The 21,413-nt window shown below is 69.1% G+C and carries 18 protein-coding genes and 2 pseudogenes; 9 read left to right on the top strand and 11 right to left on the bottom strand.

The genetic code is table 11. From position 1 onward, the window contains the following. Both IH09_RS21165 and IH09_RS21160 read left to right on the top strand, forming a co-directional pair. Positions 1 to 3,837, top strand: a complete 3,837-nt coding sequence (locus IH09_RS21165; protein ID WP_052858689.1) for a hypothetical protein — start codon at positions 1 to 3, stop codon at positions 3,835 to 3,837. Positions 3,838 to 3,851: 14 nt separating this feature from the next. After that, positions 3,852 to 5,027: a hypothetical protein gene (locus IH09_RS21160; protein WP_190233359.1), complete on the top strand. Its 1,176-nt coding sequence runs from the start codon at positions 3,852 to 3,854 to the stop codon at positions 5,025 to 5,027. A gap of 45 nt (positions 5,028 to 5,072) precedes the next feature. Here the strand turns inward: IH09_RS21160 and IH09_RS21155 are convergent. Further along, a pseudogene (locus IH09_RS21155) lies at positions 5,073 to 5,329 on the bottom strand (Tn3 family transposase); the annotation flags it as partial. Between the two features lie 734 nt (positions 5,330 to 6,063). Here IH09_RS21155 and IH09_RS39205 point away from each other — a divergent pair. Beyond that, positions 6,064 to 8,322, top strand: coding sequence for a virginiamycin B lyase family protein (locus tag IH09_RS39205; RefSeq protein WP_190233358.1), 2,259 nt, complete (start codon positions 6,064 to 6,066; stop codon positions 8,320 to 8,322). 296 nt (positions 8,323 to 8,618) lie between these two features. Here IH09_RS39205 and IH09_RS39200 read toward each other — a convergent pair whose 3' ends face one another. The 6 genes from IH09_RS39200 to IH09_RS21120 form a co-directional block, all read right to left on the bottom strand. Beyond that, positions 8,619 to 8,789 carry a DUF6126 family protein gene (locus tag IH09_RS39200; protein ID WP_190233363.1) on the bottom strand — a complete coding sequence of 57 codons (171 nt, stop codon included), beginning with the start codon at positions 8,787 to 8,789 and terminating at the stop codon, positions 8,619 to 8,621. 200 nt (positions 8,790 to 8,989) lie between these two features. Then, entirely contained in the window at positions 8,990 to 9,388 is a 399-nt protein-coding gene (locus IH09_RS21140) for an ATP-binding protein (RefSeq protein WP_240150505.1), read from the bottom strand. Positions 9,389 to 9,471: 83 nt separating this feature from the next. Beyond that, complete coding sequence (locus tag IH09_RS21135) at positions 9,472 to 9,837, bottom strand: ArsR/SmtB family transcription factor (RefSeq protein ID WP_381529100.1); 366 nt, start codon at positions 9,835 to 9,837, stop codon at positions 9,472 to 9,474. Beyond that, positions 9,834 to 9,983: a hypothetical protein gene (locus tag IH09_RS39195; protein WP_205379262.1), complete on the bottom strand. Its 150-nt coding sequence runs from the start codon at positions 9,981 to 9,983 to the stop codon at positions 9,834 to 9,836. The genes IH09_RS21135 and IH09_RS39195 overlap by 4 nt, the downstream gene beginning before the upstream one ends. A 788-nt stretch (positions 9,984 to 10,771) precedes the next feature. Next, entirely contained in the window at positions 10,772 to 11,119 is a 348-nt protein-coding gene (locus IH09_RS40020; RefSeq protein WP_318279510.1) for a transposase, read from the bottom strand. Between the two features lie 141 nt (positions 11,120 to 11,260). Continuing rightward, a complete protein-coding gene (locus tag IH09_RS21120) occupies positions 11,261 to 11,653 on the bottom strand; it encodes a winged helix-turn-helix transcriptional regulator (RefSeq protein WP_052858677.1) in 393 nt (130 codons plus the stop codon). Between the two features lie 158 nt (positions 11,654 to 11,811). Between IH09_RS21120 and IH09_RS21115 the strand changes: the two genes are divergently transcribed. Continuing rightward, on the top strand, positions 11,812 to 12,531 hold the full coding sequence (locus IH09_RS21115) for an alpha/beta hydrolase family protein (RefSeq protein ID WP_052858674.1): 720 nt from the start codon (positions 11,812 to 11,814) through the stop codon (positions 12,529 to 12,531). Positions 12,532 to 12,624: 93 nt separating this feature from the next. On the opposite strand, the pseudogene IH09_RS40680 reads toward IH09_RS21115, so the two are convergent. Further along, positions 12,625 to 12,744: pseudogene (locus tag IH09_RS40680) on the bottom strand (hypothetical protein); the annotation flags it as partial. A 286-nt stretch (positions 12,745 to 13,030) separates the two neighbouring features. Between IH09_RS40680 and IH09_RS21110 the strand changes: the two are divergent. Further along, entirely contained in the window at positions 13,031 to 14,101 is a 1,071-nt protein-coding gene (locus IH09_RS21110; RefSeq protein ID WP_190233357.1) for a tyrosine-type recombinase/integrase, read from the top strand. Between the two features lie 5 nt (positions 14,102 to 14,106). Continuing rightward, on the top strand, positions 14,107 to 14,292 hold the full coding sequence (locus IH09_RS21105; RefSeq protein WP_052858670.1) for a hypothetical protein: 186 nt from the start codon (positions 14,107 to 14,109) through the stop codon (positions 14,290 to 14,292). Between the two features lie 505 nt (positions 14,293 to 14,797). On the opposite strand, the gene IH09_RS21100 is transcribed toward IH09_RS21105, so the two are convergent. Next, on the bottom strand, positions 14,798 to 16,012 hold the full coding sequence (locus tag IH09_RS21100; protein ID WP_052858667.1) for an amidohydrolase family protein: 1,215 nt from the start codon (positions 16,010 to 16,012) through the stop codon (positions 14,798 to 14,800). Between the two features lie 100 nt (positions 16,013 to 16,112). On the opposite strand from IH09_RS21100, the gene IH09_RS21095 reads away from it, so the two are divergent. Further along, the gene (locus IH09_RS21095; protein WP_052858665.1) at positions 16,113 to 16,580 is read left to right on the top strand and encodes a MarR family winged helix-turn-helix transcriptional regulator; all 468 of its coding nucleotides are present in this window, start codon (positions 16,113 to 16,115) and stop codon (positions 16,578 to 16,580) included. 80 nt (positions 16,581 to 16,660) lie between these two features. Here IH09_RS21095 and IH09_RS21090 read toward each other — a convergent pair whose 3' ends face one another. Then, on the bottom strand, positions 16,661 to 17,365 hold the full coding sequence (locus IH09_RS21090; RefSeq protein WP_052858663.1) for a TetR/AcrR family transcriptional regulator: 705 nt from the start codon (positions 17,363 to 17,365) through the stop codon (positions 16,661 to 16,663). 280 nt (positions 17,366 to 17,645) lie between these two features. Between IH09_RS21090 and IH09_RS21085 the strand changes: the two genes are divergently transcribed. Beyond that, entirely contained in the window at positions 17,646 to 18,230 is a 585-nt protein-coding gene (locus IH09_RS21085; protein ID WP_052858661.1) for a flavodoxin family protein, read from the top strand. 70 nt (positions 18,231 to 18,300) lie between these two features. Further along, positions 18,301 to 19,782: an aldehyde dehydrogenase gene (locus IH09_RS21080; RefSeq protein ID WP_052858659.1), complete on the top strand. Its 1,482-nt coding sequence runs from the start codon at positions 18,301 to 18,303 to the stop codon at positions 19,780 to 19,782. A 501-nt stretch (positions 19,783 to 20,283) separates the two neighbouring features. Here IH09_RS21080 and IH09_RS21075 read toward each other — a convergent pair. Next, positions 20,284 to 21,384 (bottom strand): methyltransferase, encoded by a 1,101-nt coding sequence (locus IH09_RS21075; RefSeq protein WP_052858657.1) that lies wholly within the window; start codon positions 21,382 to 21,384, stop codon positions 20,284 to 20,286. Positions 21,385 to 21,413: the final 29 nt, after the last annotated feature.

Here is a 21,413-nt window from a genome sequence, read left to right as displayed (position 1 = left end):
ATGACCGAAGCCATCGAACCCGCCGCGGGCACGGAGTTGGGCGGCACGACCGACCTGATCGTCCCGATCCGGCTCCACGCCCTGGTCTCCAACGACATGGTGAACTCCGCCGGCGGGCCGTTCTCCCGCTGGCGCACGGACTACGAGCTGATGCTGGCGGAAGGCACCCCGCCGGAACCGCCGGCCGGGCAGGGCGCCGAGGAGCAGGTGCCGTTCGGGGTCCGTCTGCAGTGGCAGTTCCCCGAAGCACTCGCCACCGGGCACTACGACGAGAAGACCGAGGTGACATCGTTCCCGCTGGTGCCGAATCGGTGGCTGATCGTGCGGTACTTCGATCCCAGGGGACAGCGGACGCCGGCGGACCGGAACACGGTGCATGCCAAGGGCTGGCTCGTGCACAGCGACTACCTGGAGAGCGACTACCCCGACCGGGACGACTTGGCCGAGCTGAAGGTGCCGCGGTTCCGGGATCCGGAGTCGGCGCAGACCACCTTCCTCAGCCTGGTCACCGATGTCACGGACGAGCCGTGGACCGATCCGGGGCGGCGCGAGCCGTTCCTGACCGCGGTCGGGCCCGGACTGCCGGCCTTCGCCGCCTACGAGCCGTACCACGAGGGCGTCTTCTCCTTCCACGACGACCTCGAAGACCTCAAAGACGGCACGATCGACACCTACCCGCCGGACAACCGGCTGTCCTACCTGGCCGTCGGCTGGTACTCCGAGCAACCCGCCGACATCCTGGCGCGGGCGCTCACCATCCCCGGCCTGCTGCCGCCGGACCGCACCGATCCCGAGGCCGTGCTGGAAGCGCTCGGGTGGGCTCTGCCCGGCACTGTCCCAGATGCTCTCCGCAACACGCTGTATGCCGGCACCGCGCTGGGCGTCACCTGGAGGCAGCGGAACTACCAGCCGCCGTCGGACAAGCCCGACCCCGTCAACGACCCCCTCAAGGTCGCCGTCGGGCACAGCATCGGCGACGCCGCCGCCGCACTGACCACGCTCCAGACCCGCTCGGCCGAGGCCGGGGACCTGCTGTCGGCCCTCTATCACGGCACCATCGACTCCTTCGATTCCCCCGGCGGGGACCACGAGCTGGACGAGGCGCTGCGCAGCACCTGGTTCGCGGGGCACGAGGCCGGCTACGCGTGGCGGCTGGTGGAGCGGCGCGGGGACGGGTTCGGCGACGACGCCGAGGGCAGCGCCGCCGCACGCCGCGCCGCACGGGCGACCGATCCGCAGTGGCTGGTACGGCTCGGCACGCAGCAGGCCGCCTACGACACCGAGCTGCCGAAGCTCCGGAGCCTGCAATGGCGGACCTGGACGCTGTGGTTCCTCCGGAACCGGGCGACGCGCGAGGGTGCGCACGCGCCGGGTTTCGACGCGGCCGCCGACGCGCAGCTCGACCCGGCGGCGAGCCCGGACGGCAAGCCGTCCATCGCCAAGCTCACCAAGGCGCAGTACGAGAAGGTGGCGGCGCTCGCGCAGGGCCTGCCGCGCGGCGATACGCCCGAGGAACTGGAAGCGGCGATCGCGGAGTTCGTCGCCCGGCCGGACGTCGACGTTCCGGAGGGGATGGCGCTCCAGCGCGAGATGTCGGAGAACTACTACACACCGGCCGACCCGGTCGTCGTCATCGAGGGCGCCAACATCACCGAGCCGCTGGCGCGCGACGAGCCGCTGCCGGTGCGGCTCGCCGGAGACCTGCTGCGCTCGCTCAAGATCGGCAGCTCGTTCGAGGAGGTACCGACGAACCCCCCGGCGCCGCGGCTCGACGGGTTCCCGCCACTGATCGCCTCGCTGCTCGCGGAGTTCGCGCTGCTGGACAAGGCGGCGTGGACACCGGCCGCCGCCCCCGGCCCGACCGCCCTGCACAACGCGATCGCACACCCCGACCTCAACATCACCGGGAGCCTGGCGCAGTACACGGCGTTCTGGAAGCAGCCTTGGCTGCCGATGTATCTCCAGTGGGACGTGCGGTATGTCCCCACTCCGTTCCGGACCGAGGGCACCGAGCACTGGGAGTTCGACGGGAACGCGTACACGTGGAAGGGCACCGGATCGACCGCCCAGGACGCTTCGTCGTCACTGCGGCGGATCTTCAGGGGCCGGTCCTTTCTGGCACCGACCGTGCGCTACGCGGTGGAACGGCAGCTGGACCGGTACCTGCAGACGTATCCGGACGCCGAGGCGATGGGCGTGCGCCAACTCCGCGAAGACGCAGCCGACCTGGACATGCTGTCGCAGACCCTGGACGGATTCCACGACTGGCTGCTGACGCGGAGCGGCGTGGCCCGGCCGCTGCGGTCCCGGATCCCGGTCCCGTCCGCCCTGGAACCGCTGCTCGGCGACGCGGCCTCATGGCCCGCACCGAGCGGCCACAGCGGCACCGGTCCCGCCGACGACACCTTCCAGCCAGTCCGCGCCGGGCAGTTCTTCTTCTACGACCTGCGGATCATCGACCGCTTCGGGCGGGTCGTGGACCTCACCAACGGCGCACAGAACAATTACGAGCGCTTCTCACCCATCCGCGCTCTCAGCGTCCTGCCCGACGCGCGCAAACCGCTGTATCCGGACCCGATCGGCGCGCGGCGGTTCATCCAGCTGCCGCCACGCCTGCTGCAGCCGGCACGGGTACGGCTGGCCGCCGCGCCCGCCCTGGACGGCACCGTCTCTTCCTCTCCCGCCGCCCCGACGGCGCGGGACGCCGGAACGCCCGCCACGCCGGTCGCCGGGTGGCTACTGGCCAACCGGCTGGACGAGACGCTGATGGTCTACGCATCGGACGGCTCGCCGCTGGGCGAGATGCGGGGCCTCAACACCACCCGGGAAATCGCGTGGAACCCGCTCCCCCACTCGCCCTTCCCCGACCCGGCGTCGCCCGGGTTCACCGCCGCTTACCCGCGCCTGGCCGGCTTCATCGCGGGGCTGCGCGGCCAGACTTCGCCGCACCTGGCGTTCGCGGCGCTGCTGGAGACGATCGACGGGGCGCTGGACGGCATCGTGGACCCGTCGGCCCAGGACGACGCGGTCCCGTCCCGGCTCATCGGCAGTCCGGTGGCACTGGTCGCCGCCGACCTGGCGATCGACCTGCAGGGCCTGCCACTGACCGACCCGGGCTGGAGCACCGCACCGATCCCGCCCTCGGACGGCGTGGTCACCGGAACCGCCTCGGTGGACACCGCCTCCGGCCAGGACTACCCGGGCCGCGACGGCTACCGGTGGCCGGTCCGGCTGGGTTCGGCCGAGCGGCTGACCGACGGCCTGATCGGCTACTTCGCCTCAGCCTCCGGCCCGGACGGCGCGGTCAGCTATACGACCTTGTTCACCGAGCAGCCGACCGACGCGCACTCCTATCTGCAACCGGTCGGCACCGGCAGCGGCCTGGCACTGCCGGGCACGCTCCCCGGCGAGGCCGCCGTCACGCACCACCTCACCGTCCTGATGGACCCACACGCCGCCGTGCACGCCACGACCGACATCCTGCCGGTCGCCCGCCTCGCCCTGGACGCGGACTTCGTCCACGCCTCGCTGGCACGGATCCGGGCATCGTTCCGGCTCCACCCGCTGCTCGCGGTGGCCCGGCCGCCGACGTCGGAGGACGAGGCGGCGTTCGCGCGGGGGCCGGGACCGGGATCAGGGCTCGAAGAGGACTCGATCGTCATGCCGCACCCGGCGGCGTGGCATGGCGACTGGACCTGGGCCGAGCCCCGGGACCGGGGCGAGGACGTGCCGGAGTGGCTGGAGTTCCCGATCGCGATGGCGGACACGTACGCGTATCCGGGTGAGCCGGTCGCCGAGGCGCGCGCCGGATATCTGCAACTGAAGCCCCGAGACTGAAGGGACCCTCCTCCATGGGAATGACCGTACTGGCCGCCGACTCGCTGCTCGGCTACGCGATCGAGCCGGACCCCGAGCCTCTGACGGTGTCCACGGACAAGGACCCGGTCATGGGCCGGCTGGACATCACGCTCGGCCCCGGGAACTCAGGCTCGGCCTACTGCAAGAGTGTCACCGTCCGGATCCCGATCGGCGCGGGCGCCACGGCGCTCACCGAGAACGGCGCGCAGCTCACCTCGGCCGTCGTCGGCGCGAGCGACTGGACCGCACGCCCCGGGTTCGCCGACGACACCTGGCAGGTGTTCGAGTTCGTGCCGGAACGGCCGCCGGTGCAGATCATTGAGCGCGCTGTCACTCTGGTCATCTCACAGATCGAGGTGAATGAAACGGTCGGCGAGGCGGGCATCGAGATCATCGAAGAGACCTCCCTGACCAAAGAATCCTTCACCCCGAAAACGACCGTGGCTTCGGTGATGAAGTTCCCGGCGGAGTTCGTGTTCCGCAACTTCCGCCCGACCAAGGTCATGGTTGCCAACGGCGAGCACGCGGTCCTGAAATGGGACGGAAGCACGGACGCCGCCTACACGATGTTCTGGGCCCGCAACTCCTCCCAGGACGTTTCGAGCGTCCGGGAGTGGACCACCCCCGAACCACTGACCACCCCCACCGGCTTCATGCTGCAAGCGACGGTGACCGCCGGCGGTCAGACGCTGACACACACCCTGACCACCGCCGTGATGGTCGAACGGCCCGACCTGGAGATCGGCCACCTCGACATCGCCGGGCGCACCACCTTCCGTGGCCCGCTGGAAGGGCTCATCCAGGACGAGGTGCTGCTTCTCGAGTCGACGAGGAGTCCCGATGGTGAGGTGCGCGACTGGGAGGCCGAATTCCGGGTCCAGGGCCCGGGGTTCGTCGTCCTCAAAATGAGAGTTTTCGATCTCCCCGACGGACCAACCGCTTCGGCGTCGGTACGCCACTTGTACCGCGAAGTCCAGGCCGCCACCGTGTACCTGACCAGTAACGGTCGCGACTTCGATGCCGGATCGGCAACCCAGCCGTTCAAAACAGATGACACCATCCGATGCATGGCGGAATGGCCGAACAAGGACAGAGGGGGCAAATCCTATGGCGCGGCCCAGTGGTTCTGGTACCCGCTGGGCCCGCAGGAGCCTCCCGTCCGCGTCTGAAGGTTCCCCGTCATGTCAGTGCTGGGCAGGCTCTGCGGGGCGACGGCGCTGGTGCCCCTCGGTCATCAGGTTGGAGGACCAGGCGCCGAACTTGCGGCTGTCGGAGGCGCACGCGGCGCGGTGCCCCACCACATCTCATCCCGGACGGCGAAGGTGGCGTTCACCAGCTTCCGCACGGCCGCCCGCATGTTGGCGCGGTTGACGAGCAGGTGCCGCACCTTGCGCAGCGTCGCCTCGCTCTCGCCCTGCTTGCCGGTCACCGCGACGCGTTTGATCCCCATGTTCGTGCCCAGGCCGAACAGGTTGTGTCGGGGGTTTGCGTCTGTCCGTTGTCCACTCACGTAGGGCCACGACGGACGGGGAGCGTGTGACCCAGATGCGGGCCAAAGGGGCAATGAGTGGATGTGGAAGCCCTGACGGGTGATCGGGCTCTCTCGGCGCTGTCGGCGTCCTCGGTGAGGAAGCAATAGACGGCGGCGACCATGGGGTGTTCGCCCTTGTTCTTACCCAAGGCAGGGCGATCTGCGGGTCGGGGACGTTGTTGGCCGCAAAGGACCCGGCGTAGGCGGCCATGTCGTCGTCGACGGCCTTGCGGCGCCCACCGTGTCGGCCGCGCTCGCGAGCGGATGCCTGGCCTTCGCGGGGCTCGAACAAGGCAGCGCCATGACCGGACGGGTCGTAGACGCCATGGAGGGGGCCCGGAGAGGAATTCGAGCTGGATGTCGTGGTGGCGCAGGCCCTCGGCGATGATTGGCAGTTCGACGGCGCCGCGGCCAGGTCCGGCCTCAACGTCTGCAGGGCGGGGACCGCGCAAGTTGCGATCACCCACACGGGGTAACAGGCTGAAAGTGGAAGCAGTACGGGTGTCGAACCCCAGCCGTGCTCGCCGCACACGGTGCGTGCAAGGGATGCGGCCACGAACGGCTCATCCCAGGTCGGCGCCGCCGTTCAGCACCGAGCCGGGCTCGACCACCACTCCGCGGCGACGCCCCTGTAGTGGGGCTGTTGCCGCGTTGGAAGCGGATGAGGTTTTTCCATGCCCACACCCTTCACCCCGCATGGCCTTCGTCGAGGTCGTCTGCGGAATTCCCTCCAGGCAGGCGCGTCGGCCGCGGCCCTCCCCGGGATCGTCACCGAATACACCCTGTCCGCCCCGGGTAGCTCCCCCTACCCCTGGGACGTTGTGGCCGGGCCCGACGGCAATCTGTGGTTCACCGAGTACGACAGGGGGTTGGTCGGGCAGATCACCCCGGGTGGAGCCATCACCGAATATCCCCTGCCCACCCCGGACGGCGGGCCGACGGGGATCACGGCCGGCCCGGACGGGAACGTGTGGTTCACCGAATACGACAGCGGCATGATAGGGCGGATCACCCCGGACGGAACCATCACCGATTACCGCATCCCCAGCCCGAACAGCTTCCCGTGGGGCATCACGGCCGGGCCGGACGGCAATCTGTGGTTCACCGAGTACAACAACGGTGTGATCGGGCAGATCACCGCGGACGGGTCCATCACCGAACACCCGCTGACCGACGCGGGCAGCGGGCCGACGGGGATCACGGCCGGGCCGGACGGCAACCTGTGGTTCGTCGAGTCCAACGGTAACCAGATCGGACGGATCACCCCGGGCGGGAACATCACAGAACACCCCATCCCCAGCTCGAACAGCTCCCCGTGGGACATCGCGGCCGGGCCGGACGGCAACCTGTGGTTCGTCGAGGGCGCCGGCAACCAGATCGGACGGATCACCTTGGGCGGGGAGATCACCGAACACCCCGTGCTCACTGCGGGCAGCCAGCCCTCCGGGATCGTGGCGGGGCCGGACGGGAACCTGTGGTTCACCGAATACGACAACGGCGTGATCGGGCAGGTCACCCCGGGCGGGTCCATCGCCGAATACCCCTTGCCCGTACTGAACAGCCATCCGCTCGGGATCGCGGCCGGGCCGGACGGCAATGTGTGGTTCACCGAGTCCACCGGCAGCCGGATCGGGCAGATCACTTCGACGGGATCCGTCACCGAATTCCCCCTGCCCACCGCGGTCAGCCTCCCGTTCGGCATCACGGCCGGGCCCGACGGCAATCTGTGGTTCACCGAGTACTACGGCGGTGCAGTCGGGCGAATCACCCCGGCCGGGAACATCTCCGAATTCACCGTGCCCCATTCGAACGCCTTCCCATTCGGCATCGCGGCCGGGCCCGACGGCAATCTGTGGTTCACCGAGTACTGGGACGGCAAGGTCGGGCGCATCACCCCGGCCGGGACCATCACCGAATTCACCGTGCCCACCGGGGGCTGTCGCCCGCTGGGGATCGTGGCGGGGCCGGGCGGAAACCTGTGGTTCACCGAGTACTGGGGTGGCAAGATCGGGCAGATCACGCCAGCGGGGTCCGTCACCGAATTCCCCCTGCCGACCCCCGACAGCGGGCCGACCGGCATCGTGGCCGCCCCGGACGGGAACCTGTGGTTCACGGAGTCCAGGGGCAACCGGATCGGGCGGATCACTTCGACGGGATCCGTCACCGAATACCCACTGCCCAACCCGGGCAGTTCCCCGTACGCCATCGCGTCCGGGGCCGACGGAAACCTGTGGTTCACCGAATCCACCGGCAACCGGATCGGGCGGATCACTTCAACGGGATCCGTCACCGAATACCCACTGCCCACCGCGGACGGCCACCCGTTCGGTATCGCGTCCGGACCGGATGGGAACCTGTGGTTCACCGAGTATTTCAGCGGCAGGATCGGACAGATCACCTCGGGTGCCAGCCCCACGCCGGATCCGCTGGAGCAAGAGCTCTTCGATCTGGTCAACCGCGCACGGACACACCCGGAGTTGTATCCCCTTCTTGAGCCGGATCCGCTGGGAGAAGCGAAGTTGAGCGGCTGTCCCAACCCCTTCCAGTTCTCCCAGCAGCTCAGGAACATCGCGTACGACCACAGCAGTTACCTGTCCACCGTTCCCAGCGACCAAGTCCAGCAGGACTCGAACATGCATCGAGGGCCTGACGGGAAACTGGTATGGGAAAGTGGCGAACCCATGGACCTCGCGGGCTACCACACCCCTGGGGAAAACGTCTACTTCCAGTGGGGGCAGCCCGATCCTGCCCCCAGTCCTGCTCAGGCAGTGGAGTACTGGATGCAGAGGGACTCGACATGGCACTGGTTGCACCGCAACCTCATCCTCAATTGCGCGTCCCTGGAAGCCGGCGTGGGTTACTACCACCAGGTCCGACCGCCGGGCAGCACCGAAATCCAGCACTACTGGACGCTGGATGTGGGTACGCGCTGACAGCGTTTCGCCGGCGGCCACCCTGTCGCGCTCCGGGAGCAGCGCGCCCAGAGCCCGTGGCGAAGGCAGCACCACCACCAGAGGCACCCTGACCTTCGCAGCCGCGCGCGGCCGCCACCGCTACCCCGTAGCCGACGCGCAGCACGAGCGCCGTCCCCAGCGGTGCCGGACGCTCCAGGGCTCCGCGCAGCTCGTGCTCCAGCAGCTTCGGCGTCCGGACACTGAGATCCGCACGTCCCACCACGGTGATCACGCGCGGCCCCCTTCGCTCCCCACACAAGCATCGGACTCGTGCGCTAGTTGCCCGAGTGGCTGCCCAGGTAGAACAGCAGCGCCATGAAGCCCAGCAGCAGGTGGCTGCCGGCGATGTAGATGAACACCTGCCAGGACACCCCCCGCTCCTTGTGCTTCTCCTCCAGAGTGCTGGAGCCGGGCGCGGTCTTGTCGACGACATCGTCGTCACTCACCGGCTGCCCTCCCCACCCCTTCGGACACCTGCGTCAGCTGCGGAGCGGGGACGGATACGGACCGGCACGCCCGTCTGCCCAGCCCACTCGACGAGCATGTTGATCTCGCCGATCTCCGCTGTGTGTGCCGGATGGTCACTGCCGCCTTGCAGGTAAGTGATCTCAAAGCGCGCCGATGCGGGACCTGGCTCTGTCATGGCTCACCCGCCGTCGGAGTCGGGAAGCATGAAATGGACCAGGATCATTTTGCCGCGGCCGTCCCGCGCGCGCTCGACATGCACCTTGCCGTCATAGTGAGCGGCCAGCTCCGCCACGGTCCGCAGGCCATCGCCCATCGCGTTCCCCTCAAGAGCCGGGAGACGCGCGCTTTGGTCGGTCACATCGATCACCAGCTGTCCGTCCCCCACCGTCACACCGACCCCCGCCGTCGGCGAGGATTCCGCCGCATGCCGCACGACATTGGTGACCAGCTCGCTGGCCACCAACAGGGCCGCACCCGCAAGCGAAGAATCGGCCGCGATCCCGAACTTGGTCAGTGCGTCGCTCACCTCAAGCCGCGCTGTCCGTACCGCCCCGCTCTGAACGGGTACGGTGATCAACTGCCGTCGTACCTGAGGCGGCGTGTGCTCATGCTCGGCCGTCGGCAGTGGGCGCCGCCACGGAGGAAACCATCCCGCGTGGATCACGAAGACTCCTTCGAAGCACCCGAGACACCGGGCCCCCGCAACTGCGCCAGCAGATCCTCCTGACCAGCCAGCAGCTCGGCGAGAATCCGCCGCGCCGCACCCAGAAGGTCCGCCACGTCCCCGCCGGCCAGCGCGTACGTGACGGTGGAGCCCTCACGGGTGGAAGTCACGATGCCGGAGCGGCGCAGCACCGCCAACTGCTGCGAAAGACTCGACGGCTCGATCACGATCGCCTCCAGCAGGTCCTTCACCGCCATCGGCCCGTCCTGCAACAACTCCAGCACCCTGATACGTACCGGATGTCCCAGCATCCTGAAGAACTCGGCCTTCGCCTGATACAGCGGAACCTGCGCAGTAATCACGCCCGGCCCCTGCCTTCCGGCCCGGCATCCGGATCGACGCCGCTGTTGCGCGCCAGCCGCAGCGCATCATCCAGCTCGTCCTCCGCCACAGCCACGGAGAACGCATCCCCCGCCTCGCGCGCCGCCTCCACAGCGGCCCGCGCCACCCTCACACGCTCCCGCAACGCCTCAGCGAACCCACCCACCCGAACCTGCCCCCAATGACTTGACTGTCACAGCAAGTAGCGACTTGAAGAATTCTTCAAGTCGAAGTCTAGAGCAATGTACGGCACCAGATGGCGAAGCCGTGCTCCGTCACCCCTCGCGCACGCACTCCCTTGACGTACCGCCCCGAGCCGCGTGCACCCATACGCACGACGCCGGTCATGCAAGCACGACCACTGCAGGGGCGTCATGGAACGAATCGGGCCCGCTGGGAGTTTTCTGAAGATCTTGTGGGGCGGTGCGGGCCGAGGTTGGGCGGTCCTGCTGCCCATGCGGTGGCTGGATTGATCATCCAAGCGCCGTCGGTGACGTCGAGTCCGAGGTTGACCATTCGGCGGAGGTTGAGGGCGGCGGTCCGGGTGTGAAGCCAGGCGCCGTTCTTCAGGACGCCTCGGTAGCGGAGTCTGCAGCTGTGACGGGTGCGCCAGGCGATGCCGCGCTCGACCGGCGGGCGCCAGTGGCGGTATTCGTCCTGCCATCGGGCTGACGGCCCAGCAGCTGCACCGTGTCCGTAACCAGGGCATTCACCAGCCGCTCCCCGTGCCGCTTCGTCGCCCCAGGCGATCCTGGGCCTCCCCAGATCGCTGTAGTTGTGTCCGGTGCAGTGCGCGGCCGCAGTCTCTGCGGCGCCGGGGACCTCGCGGATCACCCGGCGGATCGCGGCGATCAGCTGGGCGACGGTGTCCTGGGTGACGACCGCGTCTTCGAAGACCGTCGAGTCCAGCGCCCATCAACGGCGGCCCTCGAGCAGACCGGTCTGCGTGATGATCTCCCGCACTCGTGTGAAGATCCGGTCCCGGTCTCCCGAGAGGGCCAGACTGCGCCGGAAGCAGATGAACAGCGACGGATCGAAGGCGGTGTCGTACAGGCCCCGCCCACACGCCGCCTTCCAGCACAGGTCACACCGCAGCGCGGCCACCGCGTCGTGATCAGTCCGCTTCTCCAGCACCTGCAACACCGTCGCACACGCCAGCACCCGCGGCGGCACTGACGGCCGCCCGTTCCGTGACGGATACAAATCCGCGAACAGCTCTTCCGGAAACAGCTCATCCCGGCGCTCGGCCAGGAACCCGAACACGCTCCCGGACATCAACTCCCGGCACGAGAGCCGCAGATCAGGCCCGACCGACTCCTTCGGCTGCCTCCCCAGCATGCCTACGACTCTGGCCTCGAACCACAAGATCCCGGGCCGGAACAGCACTACATCTTCAGAAAACTCCTATGCGGGCGACGTGTCGGGGCGGGCGTCGTACGTGGCGCGGGCCGCGTCGATGTGTGCCAGGTGAATGGTGCTCCACTCCAGCAGGGGCGCGGTGGCTTGGCGGAGGGTTTTGCCCATCGGCGTGAGTTCGTAGCTGACGTGCGGCGGCATGACGTTGCGGACAGTCCGCGTGAGGATTCCGTCGCGTTCCAGGCTGCGCAGGGTGACGGTGAGCATGCGCTGGCTGATGCCGTCGATGGCTCGCTTGAGTTCGGTGAAGCGGCGCGGTCCCTGGCTGAGGTTGCGTACGACCAGCAATGACCATTTGTCCCCGACGATGTCAAGCACTTCGCGGGTCCTGCACGGGTCCTCCTGCTGCGCCGACCGCGACTCGCTGCCAGCTGTGGTCATAGTTACCTCCAGGGAACCGGGGCACCGAAATGTGCCCTATTGCTCAAGGCGTGGCAGGTGCTCCACGATGACTTCAGTTCCCAAAGAGTACCGAGGCACGAATAGGAACCGCTATGTTCCCGCGCCTCCACTCCCCGAAGAGGAAGACCGTTCCCATCATGTCAATATTCCTGCTGGTCCACGGCGCTTGGCACAACGGCCGGTGCTGGGAGCGCGTGGTCCCGCTGCTGGAGTCCGCCGGACATCGCGTGTTCACACCGTCACTGACCGGCTACGGCGACAAGGCGCACCTGCTCAGTCCCGAGGTGGGGCTCGATACGCACGTCGAGGACGTCGTCAGGCTGATCCACGAGGAGGACCTGACCGAGGTGGTACTCGTGGGTCACAGCTACGCGGGACTGGTTATCTCGTCCGTGGCCAACGAGGTCCCGGAACGGATCGCACACCTGGTGTACCTGGATGCGATGGTCCCGGAGCACGGTGAGACCGCCGTCGACGTCCAGCCCATGACGCAGAACCTGATTGACCTGGCTGCGAAGTCCGACAGTGCCTGGCGCGTTCCGCCGCTGCCCGAGATGCCTCCGCCCTTCGGTCTGTTCGGGGTCACCGACCCGGCAGACGTCGCGTGGCTGCGCGCCATGGTCTCTGACCAGCCGGCGCTCTGCCTGCAGCAACCGGTCCGGCTGGACAACCCGGCCGTGAACGTGATTCCGCGTACGCACATCCACTGCGTCGGCGTGGAGCCGGAAGGCATCACGCGCCGGCCCGTCCCCGCGATACAGCCCAATGGTTCTCCGGCACGGGTGTGGGAACTGCCTACCGGGCACGACTGCATGATCACCATGCCAACAGAGCTGAGCGAACTGCTGCTCAAGTAGGTCCGGGGACTGGTGAGGTGGCCCCCGGAGCATGTGCACGGGGTTTCCTGCTCCGGGGGTGAGTCTGCGTTCGCTCTGGTGTTGCTGTTCGAACTCGGCGGACGAGAGGTGGTTGAGGGCGCTGCGGTGTCGGCGGGCGTTGTAGTACGTCAGCCACGGGAAGATCTCCAGCCTCACCTGGCACATCGTCGAGAACAGCCTCTGGCGCATCGTTTCTCTCTTGAGGTCCTGTCAGAAACTCTCGGCGAGGACGTTGTCATAGCTTGAGCCGACCCGGCCCATGCTCCTGCCAGTCTTGAAACCGTCGCAGACCTGCGCGAACACGGCGGGGGTGCTTTGTGCGCCGCGGTCCGCGTGGAAGATCACCCCCGTCCGTACCGCCGCCGCGGGTCGCCACCGCCATCTCCAGTGCGTCGATGACCAGTTCGGCCCACATGTGCGGGGCCATCGACCAGCCGAGCACCCGGCGCCGCACTCCGTAGACGCCCTTGTGATCGGTGTGGGTCTCACGGATCTCCGCAGCCAGGGCGTCATCGTCGGTCTGGCGCGCGACCCGTACGCCGGCACCGGCAAGCCACCGGTTGCCCGAGCGGGAGACCTCAAGGACTCGGCAACGAACTCGGCACGGTGGGTGGAGATGGAGCCCAGCGGCGGGTCTTCACTTCATCTCCTTCGCGAAGTCGCCGAACTGCGCTGCCGGCAGACGAAGATCGATCAGGCACCGGACACCATCCTCGTCGACGCCGAGGTCGTCGCCATCATCCCCGCCCAGCAGCAGTGGGCCGACACCCACCTCAGGCCCCGCTGGGCGGCGGGTGCGGGCCCCAAGTACCTCTTCCTGGCCCACAAGATGAACCGGAACGCCGACAAGCCGTATCCCGTTGAGCGCATCCGCCAGACTCTGTCCGAGTTCGCCCGCCGCCTTGATATCCGCGACGGCGCCGAGCAGCTGGTGGACTTCAACCGCACCCACCGGTTCCGGCACACCAAGGCCACCAGCCTGCTCAACGCTGGTGTCCCGCTGCACGTCGTCCAGCGCTGCTTCGGCCACCTCTCACCGGCCATGCTGATGCACTACGCGCAGACCCTCGCCGAGACCCACGAGCGGGAGTTCCTTCGCTACCGGAAGATCACCGCCGATGCCCGGGAGCCGGCCACCGATTCGCGCGACCTCTACGACATGCTGGAGCTGGACAAGTGCACCGACCGGATCCTGCCCAACGGACTGTGTCTGCGGCCGTCCCGCCAGGCATGCTCGACGGCAAATGCCTGCCTGACCTGCGAAAAGTTCGCCACAGATGCCACCTTCCTGCCTGAACTCACCGCCCAGCAACAACGCACCGCCCAGCTCATCGAGGAACGGCAGAACGCGTTCACGGCCCGGACCGGAGAGCCGATGGGTGAGGACAACGTCTGGCTCGCCGGACGCCGCGAGGAACAAGACGCCCTCGGACGCATCATTCTCAAGCTGGCGCAGACCCGCCTCGCTGACGGGCCACCCCAGGCCGTCCGCGGGGTCGGCGTCGACGCCCGCACCGACACGATCACCCGCAGCCAGGACGGAAGCTGACCAGCATGCGCGGCGCCGGCCGAGAGGTGGGCGCCGAGGTCCTGGCGCACATCTCCCCGGCCCGCGGCTCGGTGGTCAACCACTACGGCTCCATCACCGTCGGCCATGACCGTGAACTCGCCCGGCTCGACGAGCAGGGCCACCGTCCCCTGCGGACCTTGGCCGTGGACGAGTCCGGAGCCGGGCTGTAGCCGTGATCGGCCCGGCTCCGCCCCACGGGGAGGGGCGGCGCCGGGCCGACAGTTCGATCGCCGATGGCGTTTCGTCGCTCCCCGGCGGAGGGCGGCAGCGCCTGGGGTCATATCGGGCTACCGAGCCGCTCGGCGCCAGACTGCCGGGTGCCCTCGCTCACACCGCGCCGTCGAAGGCGGGTGCTACCGACACCACCCGCAGCGGCACACCTTGCTGTCCTCGTCGCCCTGCTTCTGTTGCTCCTTTTCTTGTTCCTTCCGCGTTGCCAAGGCGCCCTCCCCCACAAGCCGTAGGCGCCGCCCGTTGAGTCCCCGACGGGCGCTGCGTCCGGACGGAACCGTCGGCAGTAGAAGGGGAGTCTGCGGTCGGCGAGCGCATCGGTGCCGGCATGCGCGAACACCTGGCCCTGCGCGCCGGCCTGGCCCGCTACTGCCTGGAGCAGCATCGAACGCATAGCGGGTCACTCACGCCCCTCGCCCGCATCCACCGCCTGACGGACTGCTGTCATTCCGCCAGGCGGGTGCCGCGGCGCCAGATGGCGCGGGTGTTGAGGGTGTCGCTGATGTTTTCGGTCGGGTCGCCGTCGACCAGCAGGAGGTCGGCGCGGAGTCCCTCGGCGATGCGGCCCCGGTCGCTGAGGCGGAAGCGGCGGGCTGTGGTCGCTGTGGCTGCTCGCAGGGCTCGTGAGGGTGTGAGGCCGGCTGCCACGAGGTACTGCAGTTCGTGGTGCAGGCTCGCTCCGTGCGCCAGGCCCCCGAAGAACGTCTCGGGCATGGAGACGTCGGTGCCGGCCAGCACGTCGATGCCGGCAGTGTCCAGAGCGCGCACGGTGTCGTACACGTCGTCGAGTTTGCCCTGCGGGTAGCGGTTGTAGCTGGAGCGCAGGGTCCGGTCCCACTTGCTGTCGAGGCGTGCGGCGACCCGGGGGTCGTCGGCGAGTGCGCTGCCGGTGATCCCCATCATCGAGGCATTGAGGCTGATGCAGGGAATGACGAACGTGCCCGCGTCCTTGATGAGACCGATGATCTCGTCGGCATGTGGCTGGTCCATGAACACGTGGGCGACGCCGTCGATACCGGCTTCGGCGGCCATTCTGGTGGCCTCCACGGTCAGCGCGTGAGCCACGGTGAGGGCACCGTACTTCTTGGCTTCCGCCACACCGGCGTTCACGGTGGCCTGGTCGAGCGAGGGCAGCCCGGGGTGTCCCTCCACGCTGCCGTCGTCAATCATGAACTTGATGAAGTCGGAGCCCCGGGCGAGGAGTTGGGGGACGAAGGCGGCCGCTTCCTCGGGAGTCGTGGAGAACGGCATCAGGGGCATCACCGGGGGGAGGTCCCACTTCGGCCGGAAGCCTTCGGGCATCAGCTCGCTCGGGTGGCCACCGGGCGGGGTGATGGCGAAGCCGGCGGAACGCACATCGGCCACGGTGTCGTCGTCGGTGATGAGCCCCCGGTTCTCCCGGGTGTTCATCCCCTGCATCTCCAGTTCGGTCGTCACCCCGAACCGCAGGGCGAGCGCCAGGGAGCCCGGGGCGGAGTGAACATGGGCGTCAATCAGTCCCGGCAGCAAGGTGGCGCCGCCTCCGTCGACGATCTCGCTGTCCGGGGGAGCATCGCCACCGACGCGAGCGATCCTTGCGCCGTCGATGACCACGGTCCGCACGCCGAGGGTCTTCTCCCCGTCGAAGACCCGGGCGTTGGTGATCGCGGTGAGTGCCATAGCAGTCCGTCTCACTTCCTCGCTCGCCACATTTACATACCCGATGCTATGCACTTGCGAGAAGGTATGCAAATGTGCGGGCGCGCCTAGACTCACGTACATGAGTAGCGCGTCTTCCTCCGAGCGGACCCCCGACGACCTGGTGCTGGATCAGATCGGCCCGGCGTTGTCACGCCTGCGACGACGCGCACCGGCATCGAGCAAGGACCTCTCCCGCAATCTCGTACTCAATGTGATCGCCGATGCGCCGGGCGAGACGACCGTCGGTGGCCTCGCCGCCGCGATGGGCGTCGCCCAGCCGGTGGCCAGCCGGACCGTCGCCGCCTGCATCGAGGAGGGGCTGCTGCGCCGGGCGGCGTCCCAGTCCGACGGTCGCCGCACCGTGCTCGAACTCACCGAGCACGGCGAGGCCGAACGCAACCGCTTCGCCGCCGAGCAGCGCAAGGCGTTCCAGGAGATCACCGCCGCCTGGTCGCCGGAGGAGCAGATCCAGTTCGCGCGCCTCTTGGTCCGATACGGCGCCGACGCCGCCGCATGGTCCGGGAAGCAGGCCACCAGCCGCGACTGAACGAGCCGGCCCCGGCATCGGGCTCACGGCCGGGCGACGACCGGGGTCGGTCGCGGCGCCCGACGCCGCAGCGGTCTGCGCTACTCGGCGAGGCGGTGCAGCCAGTCGCGCAGCAGCGCCGTCTCGGCGTCACGCAATGGGGGCGCGGCGCCGTCCTCAAGGGTCAGCGCGGCGTCGAGTGCGAGCGCCCGGGATGCCAGGTCCGTGGCGGTGGCGACGGGCGGGTCGGTGGTGATGGACCCGATGACGATGTTCCGCAGCCGTGTCGAGGTCGACAGATTCCGGTGCGACGCTTCCTCGCCGATCAGCGCCAGGGTGGCTCCGGTTGTCGCGGCGTGGACCACGCGGCTCGCCTCCTCCACCGGCACCCGGAGGCGCGCGTCGGCGGCGGCCCGGTCCAGCAGGCCCACCAGCAGGGCGTGCGCCTCGTCGGCGGCCGGGGGCTTGCGGCCGGGGCGGGCCGTTCCGTACATGAGCAGGTAGAACGCGGGGTGCCGCAGGCCGAAGTCGACGTGCAGGTCCCAGCCCCGGTAGAGATCGGCCACCGGGTCCTCGGATCGGGACAACGCCTCGCGCTTCTCGGCCAGATACCTCTCGAATCCGTGGACGGCCAGCTCGGCGAGGAGTCCGTCCTTGTCCCCGAACATCCGGTACAGCGTCGGTGCCGTGATCCCTGCCGCGGCGGCGACGGCCCGCGTGGAAACCGCCTCACTGCCTCCCTCCTCCAGCAGTTCGGCTGCGACCTGCAGAACCTGGTACCTGGCGGCGCGCCTGTCCTCATCCATGGAACGATGATACGCCTTCTTGCGTATCGGCGACTTATCAGCGTTACGATAATCTCGGATCACCGATCAAGACGGCCGCCGATCAAGGGCTGCACCTGCACGGGCCCGCACCGGCACAGGGGTCCAGGGGGCTCTCGTTCCGGCCGCGTACCGAATCCGCCACGCGTGCCACCCGAGCCCGTCCCGCAGCCCTTCGCGGCCCGGGCGGACCGTCAGCCCACCTCGCCGGCATTCCAGGACGCCGCGTCAGCACTCGCCGGCGTCATGAGAGGAAGCAACCATGTCCGACACCACGATCGCCATCGCCTCGTACTCCGGCTACGGCCACACGGCGCAGATCGCCGCGGCCGTGGCCGACGGCGCGCACTCCGTTTCCGGGACGCAGGTCCACCGCGTGGACGTCGCCTCCCTCAGCGATGCGGACTGGGAGGTGCTGGATTGCGCCGACGCCATCATCTTCGGCTCCCCCACCTACATGGGCACCGCCTCCGGAGCCTTCCACGCCTTCGCCGAAGCCACCAGCAAGCGTTGGATGACCCGCGCCTGGAGCGACAAGCTCGCCGCCGGATTCACCAACTCCGGCTCCATGAGCGGCGACAAGATGCACACCTTGCAGTACTTCGCCGTCCTGGCCGCCCAGCACGGCATGCTCTGGGTGAGCCTGGGCCTGCTGCCGGGCTGGAACACCACCACCTCCGGCCCCGAGGACGACAACCGGCTCGGCTTCTACCTCGGCGCCGGTGCGCAGAGTTTCAACGACACCGCCGCCGTCCACGACGCCGACCTGAGCACCGCGCGCCACCTCGGCCGCCGCGTCGCCGAACAGACCCGCATCCACCGCGACGGCCTGGCCGCCCGGCGGTGACCCCGACGCCCGCACACCACCACCGCTCGCTCCGCCCTCTGAGGGCGGGGCGAGCGGGACGGGAGAGCACATGACCTCCACCACCGAGACCCCCATCCAGAGGCTGCTGATCGGCGGCGCCTGGCAGCAGGCAGCGGACAACCGGATCTACGCGGTGCACGACCCGTTCACCGGCCACGTGGCCTCCCGCGCCGCCGCCGCTCGCACGGCGGACGTCGTGCGCGCAGTCGAGGCAGCCGAGCAGGCATTCGGCGCCTGGGCGGGGCTGGCACCCGGCGAGCGCCGCCGCACCCTGTGGACAGCGGCCGAGAGGCTGGCAGCGCGGGCCGGGGAACTGACCGAGGCGATCACCGCCGAGATGGGCGGCCCCGCCGCCTGGGGCGCCTACAACGTCAAGGTCCTCACCGAGAAGATCCGCTACGCGGCGAGCGCCGCCCACGAGGGCCTGACCGGCCAGGTCATCCCCTCCGAAACCTCGGGGCGCACCTCGATCGCGATCCGCAAGCCGGTCGGCGTGGTCGCCGGCATCATTCCCTGGAACGCCCCGGCGCTGCTGGTGGGCGCCTCGCTCCCGGCGGCGCTGGTACTCGGCAACACCGTCGTGATGAAGGCGTCGGAGCAGACACCGCGCACCCATGGCCTGGTCGCCGAGTGCTTCACCGAGGCCGGACTGCCCGACGGGGTGCTCAACCTGGTCACCAACGCACCCGAGGACGCCCCCGACGTCGTCGACGCACTCATCGCCCACCCGGCCGTCCGGCGCGTCCACTTCACCGGCTCCACCCGGGTCGGCCGCATCATCGGCGAGAAGGCCGCCTCGCATCTGAAACCGGCGATCCTCGAACTCGGCGGCAAGGCACCGGTCATCGTCCTCGCCGACGCCGACCTCGACCACGCGGTCAGCGCAGTGGGCTTCGGCGCGTTCGCCAACTCGGGCCAGGGCTGCCTGTCAACCGAACGCGTCATCGTCGACCGCGCCGTCGCGGACGAGTTCACCGGGCGTCTCGCCGCCCTGGCCGCCACCATCACCTGCGGCGACCCGCGTGACCCGCAGACCGTGCTCGGTCCCGTCGTCGGCCGGAACGCCGTATCCCGCCTGACCGACCTGATCCAGGACGCGGTCGGAGCGGGCGCACGCCTACTGGCGGGCGGAACGGCCAACGGCCCGTGCTTCGCCCCGACCGTGCTGGCCGATGTCGCACCGGGCATGCGCGTCTACCGTGAGGAGTCCTTCGGCCCCATGGTCACCGTCGGCATCGTCGACGGCCACGAAGAGGCCCTGCGCGCAGCCAACGACAACGACTACGGCCTCACCTCGGCCATCTTCACCCGGGACATCCCCCTCGCCCTGAACCTGGCCAAGCGCATCAACACCGGCATGTGCCACATCAACGGCGCCACCCTCGACGACGAACCGCAGATCCCCTTCGGCGGGGTGAAGAACAGCGGCTACGGCAAGTCCGGCGGACGGGCCGGACTGGAGGAATTCACCGAACTCCAGTGGATCACCATCGAAGGACCGCAGGCCCCGCGCTACCTCATCACCGAATGAGCACTCGGTCCTGCCGGTGCGCGGAGTTGGATCGACAACCCCGGGCGACCAGCGATCTCGCCGCGGTGCTGTCCCGTCTCATTTGATCTTTGCCGGTGGCATGGTGCCTGAAATGGGGTGATGCAACGGGATGTGAGATCGGGTGGCCTGGCCGGCCTCACATCCCGTTGTCGCTCAGGTGGGTTCGCCGTCGGGTGTCTCAGGTTCGATTGCCGCTGACCCGGCTGGTGGCCTGATCGCCCTGAATTGCCTCGCGCTCGGCAGTGAAGTCGTCGAGGAGCTGGAACAAGACCCCGGATACAGCCACATCGCGGTCGCACTGCGCGCTACCGGGCAGGGGAGGACGCGAACCTCGCTGAGCAGGCCCGGGGAAACGGACCGAGAGCCGGATGAAGCCGTCGAGCCGGTCGCCCGGCTGCTGGACGCCGCGGGGGCGTGACGGGAGGTGTGCGGGGTGGGGTACGCGGCCGGTGCCACGGGGCACCGGCCGGGTACGCGGTGCTACTTGACGCCGACGACGAGGTACTCCGGGCCGTCCAAGTGGCTCACGGCGATGTCGCGGAAGCCCGCCGCGCGCATCCAGTCGCCGCACTCGGCACCGGTGTAGCCCAGTCCGCCGGCCGAGACCGTGGAGACGTTGAGGCTGATCAGCAGGCCCGTGGTGCGTTCGCGGCGGTCGTCGTCGATCAGCGACTCGTAGATCAGCAGCCGGCCGTCGTCCGGCAGCGCCTCGTACGCCTTGCCGATGAGGGTCTTCTTGGTGTCCAGGTCCCAGTCGTGCAGGACGTGTCCCATCACGATCGCGTCGGCGGTCGGCAGCGGGTCGGTGAAGAAGTCGCCGCCGGCGAAGCGCGCCCGGTCGGTGAGGCCGACCCGTTCGAGGTGGGCGTCGAAGCCGGGGCCGACCACGGGCAGGTCGAAGCCGATGCCCTGGAGGTGTGGGTTCCGGGACAGCACCTGGGCCAGCAGCGAGCCCTCGGCGCAGCCCACATCGGCGACCGTCCGCGCCCCCGACCAGTCGTACCGCTCCGCGATGGCCTGGTTGGCGCCCATGCTGTAGCCGGTCATCGCCCGCAGGAATCCGGTCACCTGGTCCGGGGCGGCGTACGCCTCGCCGAAGGTGTCGTCCGTGGCGTCGGCGCCCACCAGCTTCGGGTCGCCGGCCCCGCCCTGGTCCACGGACTGCGAGGCGGCCAGCGCCGCGGAGAAGTCCAGTCGGCCGCCGCTGCGCAGCGCGTCGGTCAGCCCCGCCCAGCAGCCGAAGCCCGCGTTGAGGAAGGAGAGGTAGCCGGAGATGTCGGTGGCGGGCTTGCGAGGGTCCAGGTGGCGGTCGGCGACCGGGGAGTTGCGGTAGACGCCGCCGTCGCGCTCCAGCAGTCCCAGGGACACCAGGGCGTCGAGGAAATCGGCGGCGCCGCGGCCGGCGATCCCCAGCCTCCCGGTGAGTTCGGCGCGGGTGGCGGGGCGTACGGCAAGCTCCTCGAACACGCCCAGTTCGACCGCGCTCAGCAGCGCCTTGGACTTCCAGAAGGCGACGGCGACGTCGATGATGGCGTGCGGTGAGTCGGCCGGGAAGGCGTCCTCGGGTTGCGGGGTGGTCATGCTCGGTTCTCCGTTCCTGTGGTGCGGGC

Origin of the sequence: Streptomyces celluloflavus (assembly GCA_000720995.1) — a bacterium.
Taxonomy (GTDB): Bacteria; Actinomycetota; Actinomycetes; order Streptomycetales; family Streptomycetaceae; genus Streptomyces; species Streptomyces celluloflavus.
The sequence above is the reverse complement of the archived record's forward strand: the minus strand, read 5'-3'. Positions and strand labels throughout refer to the sequence as shown.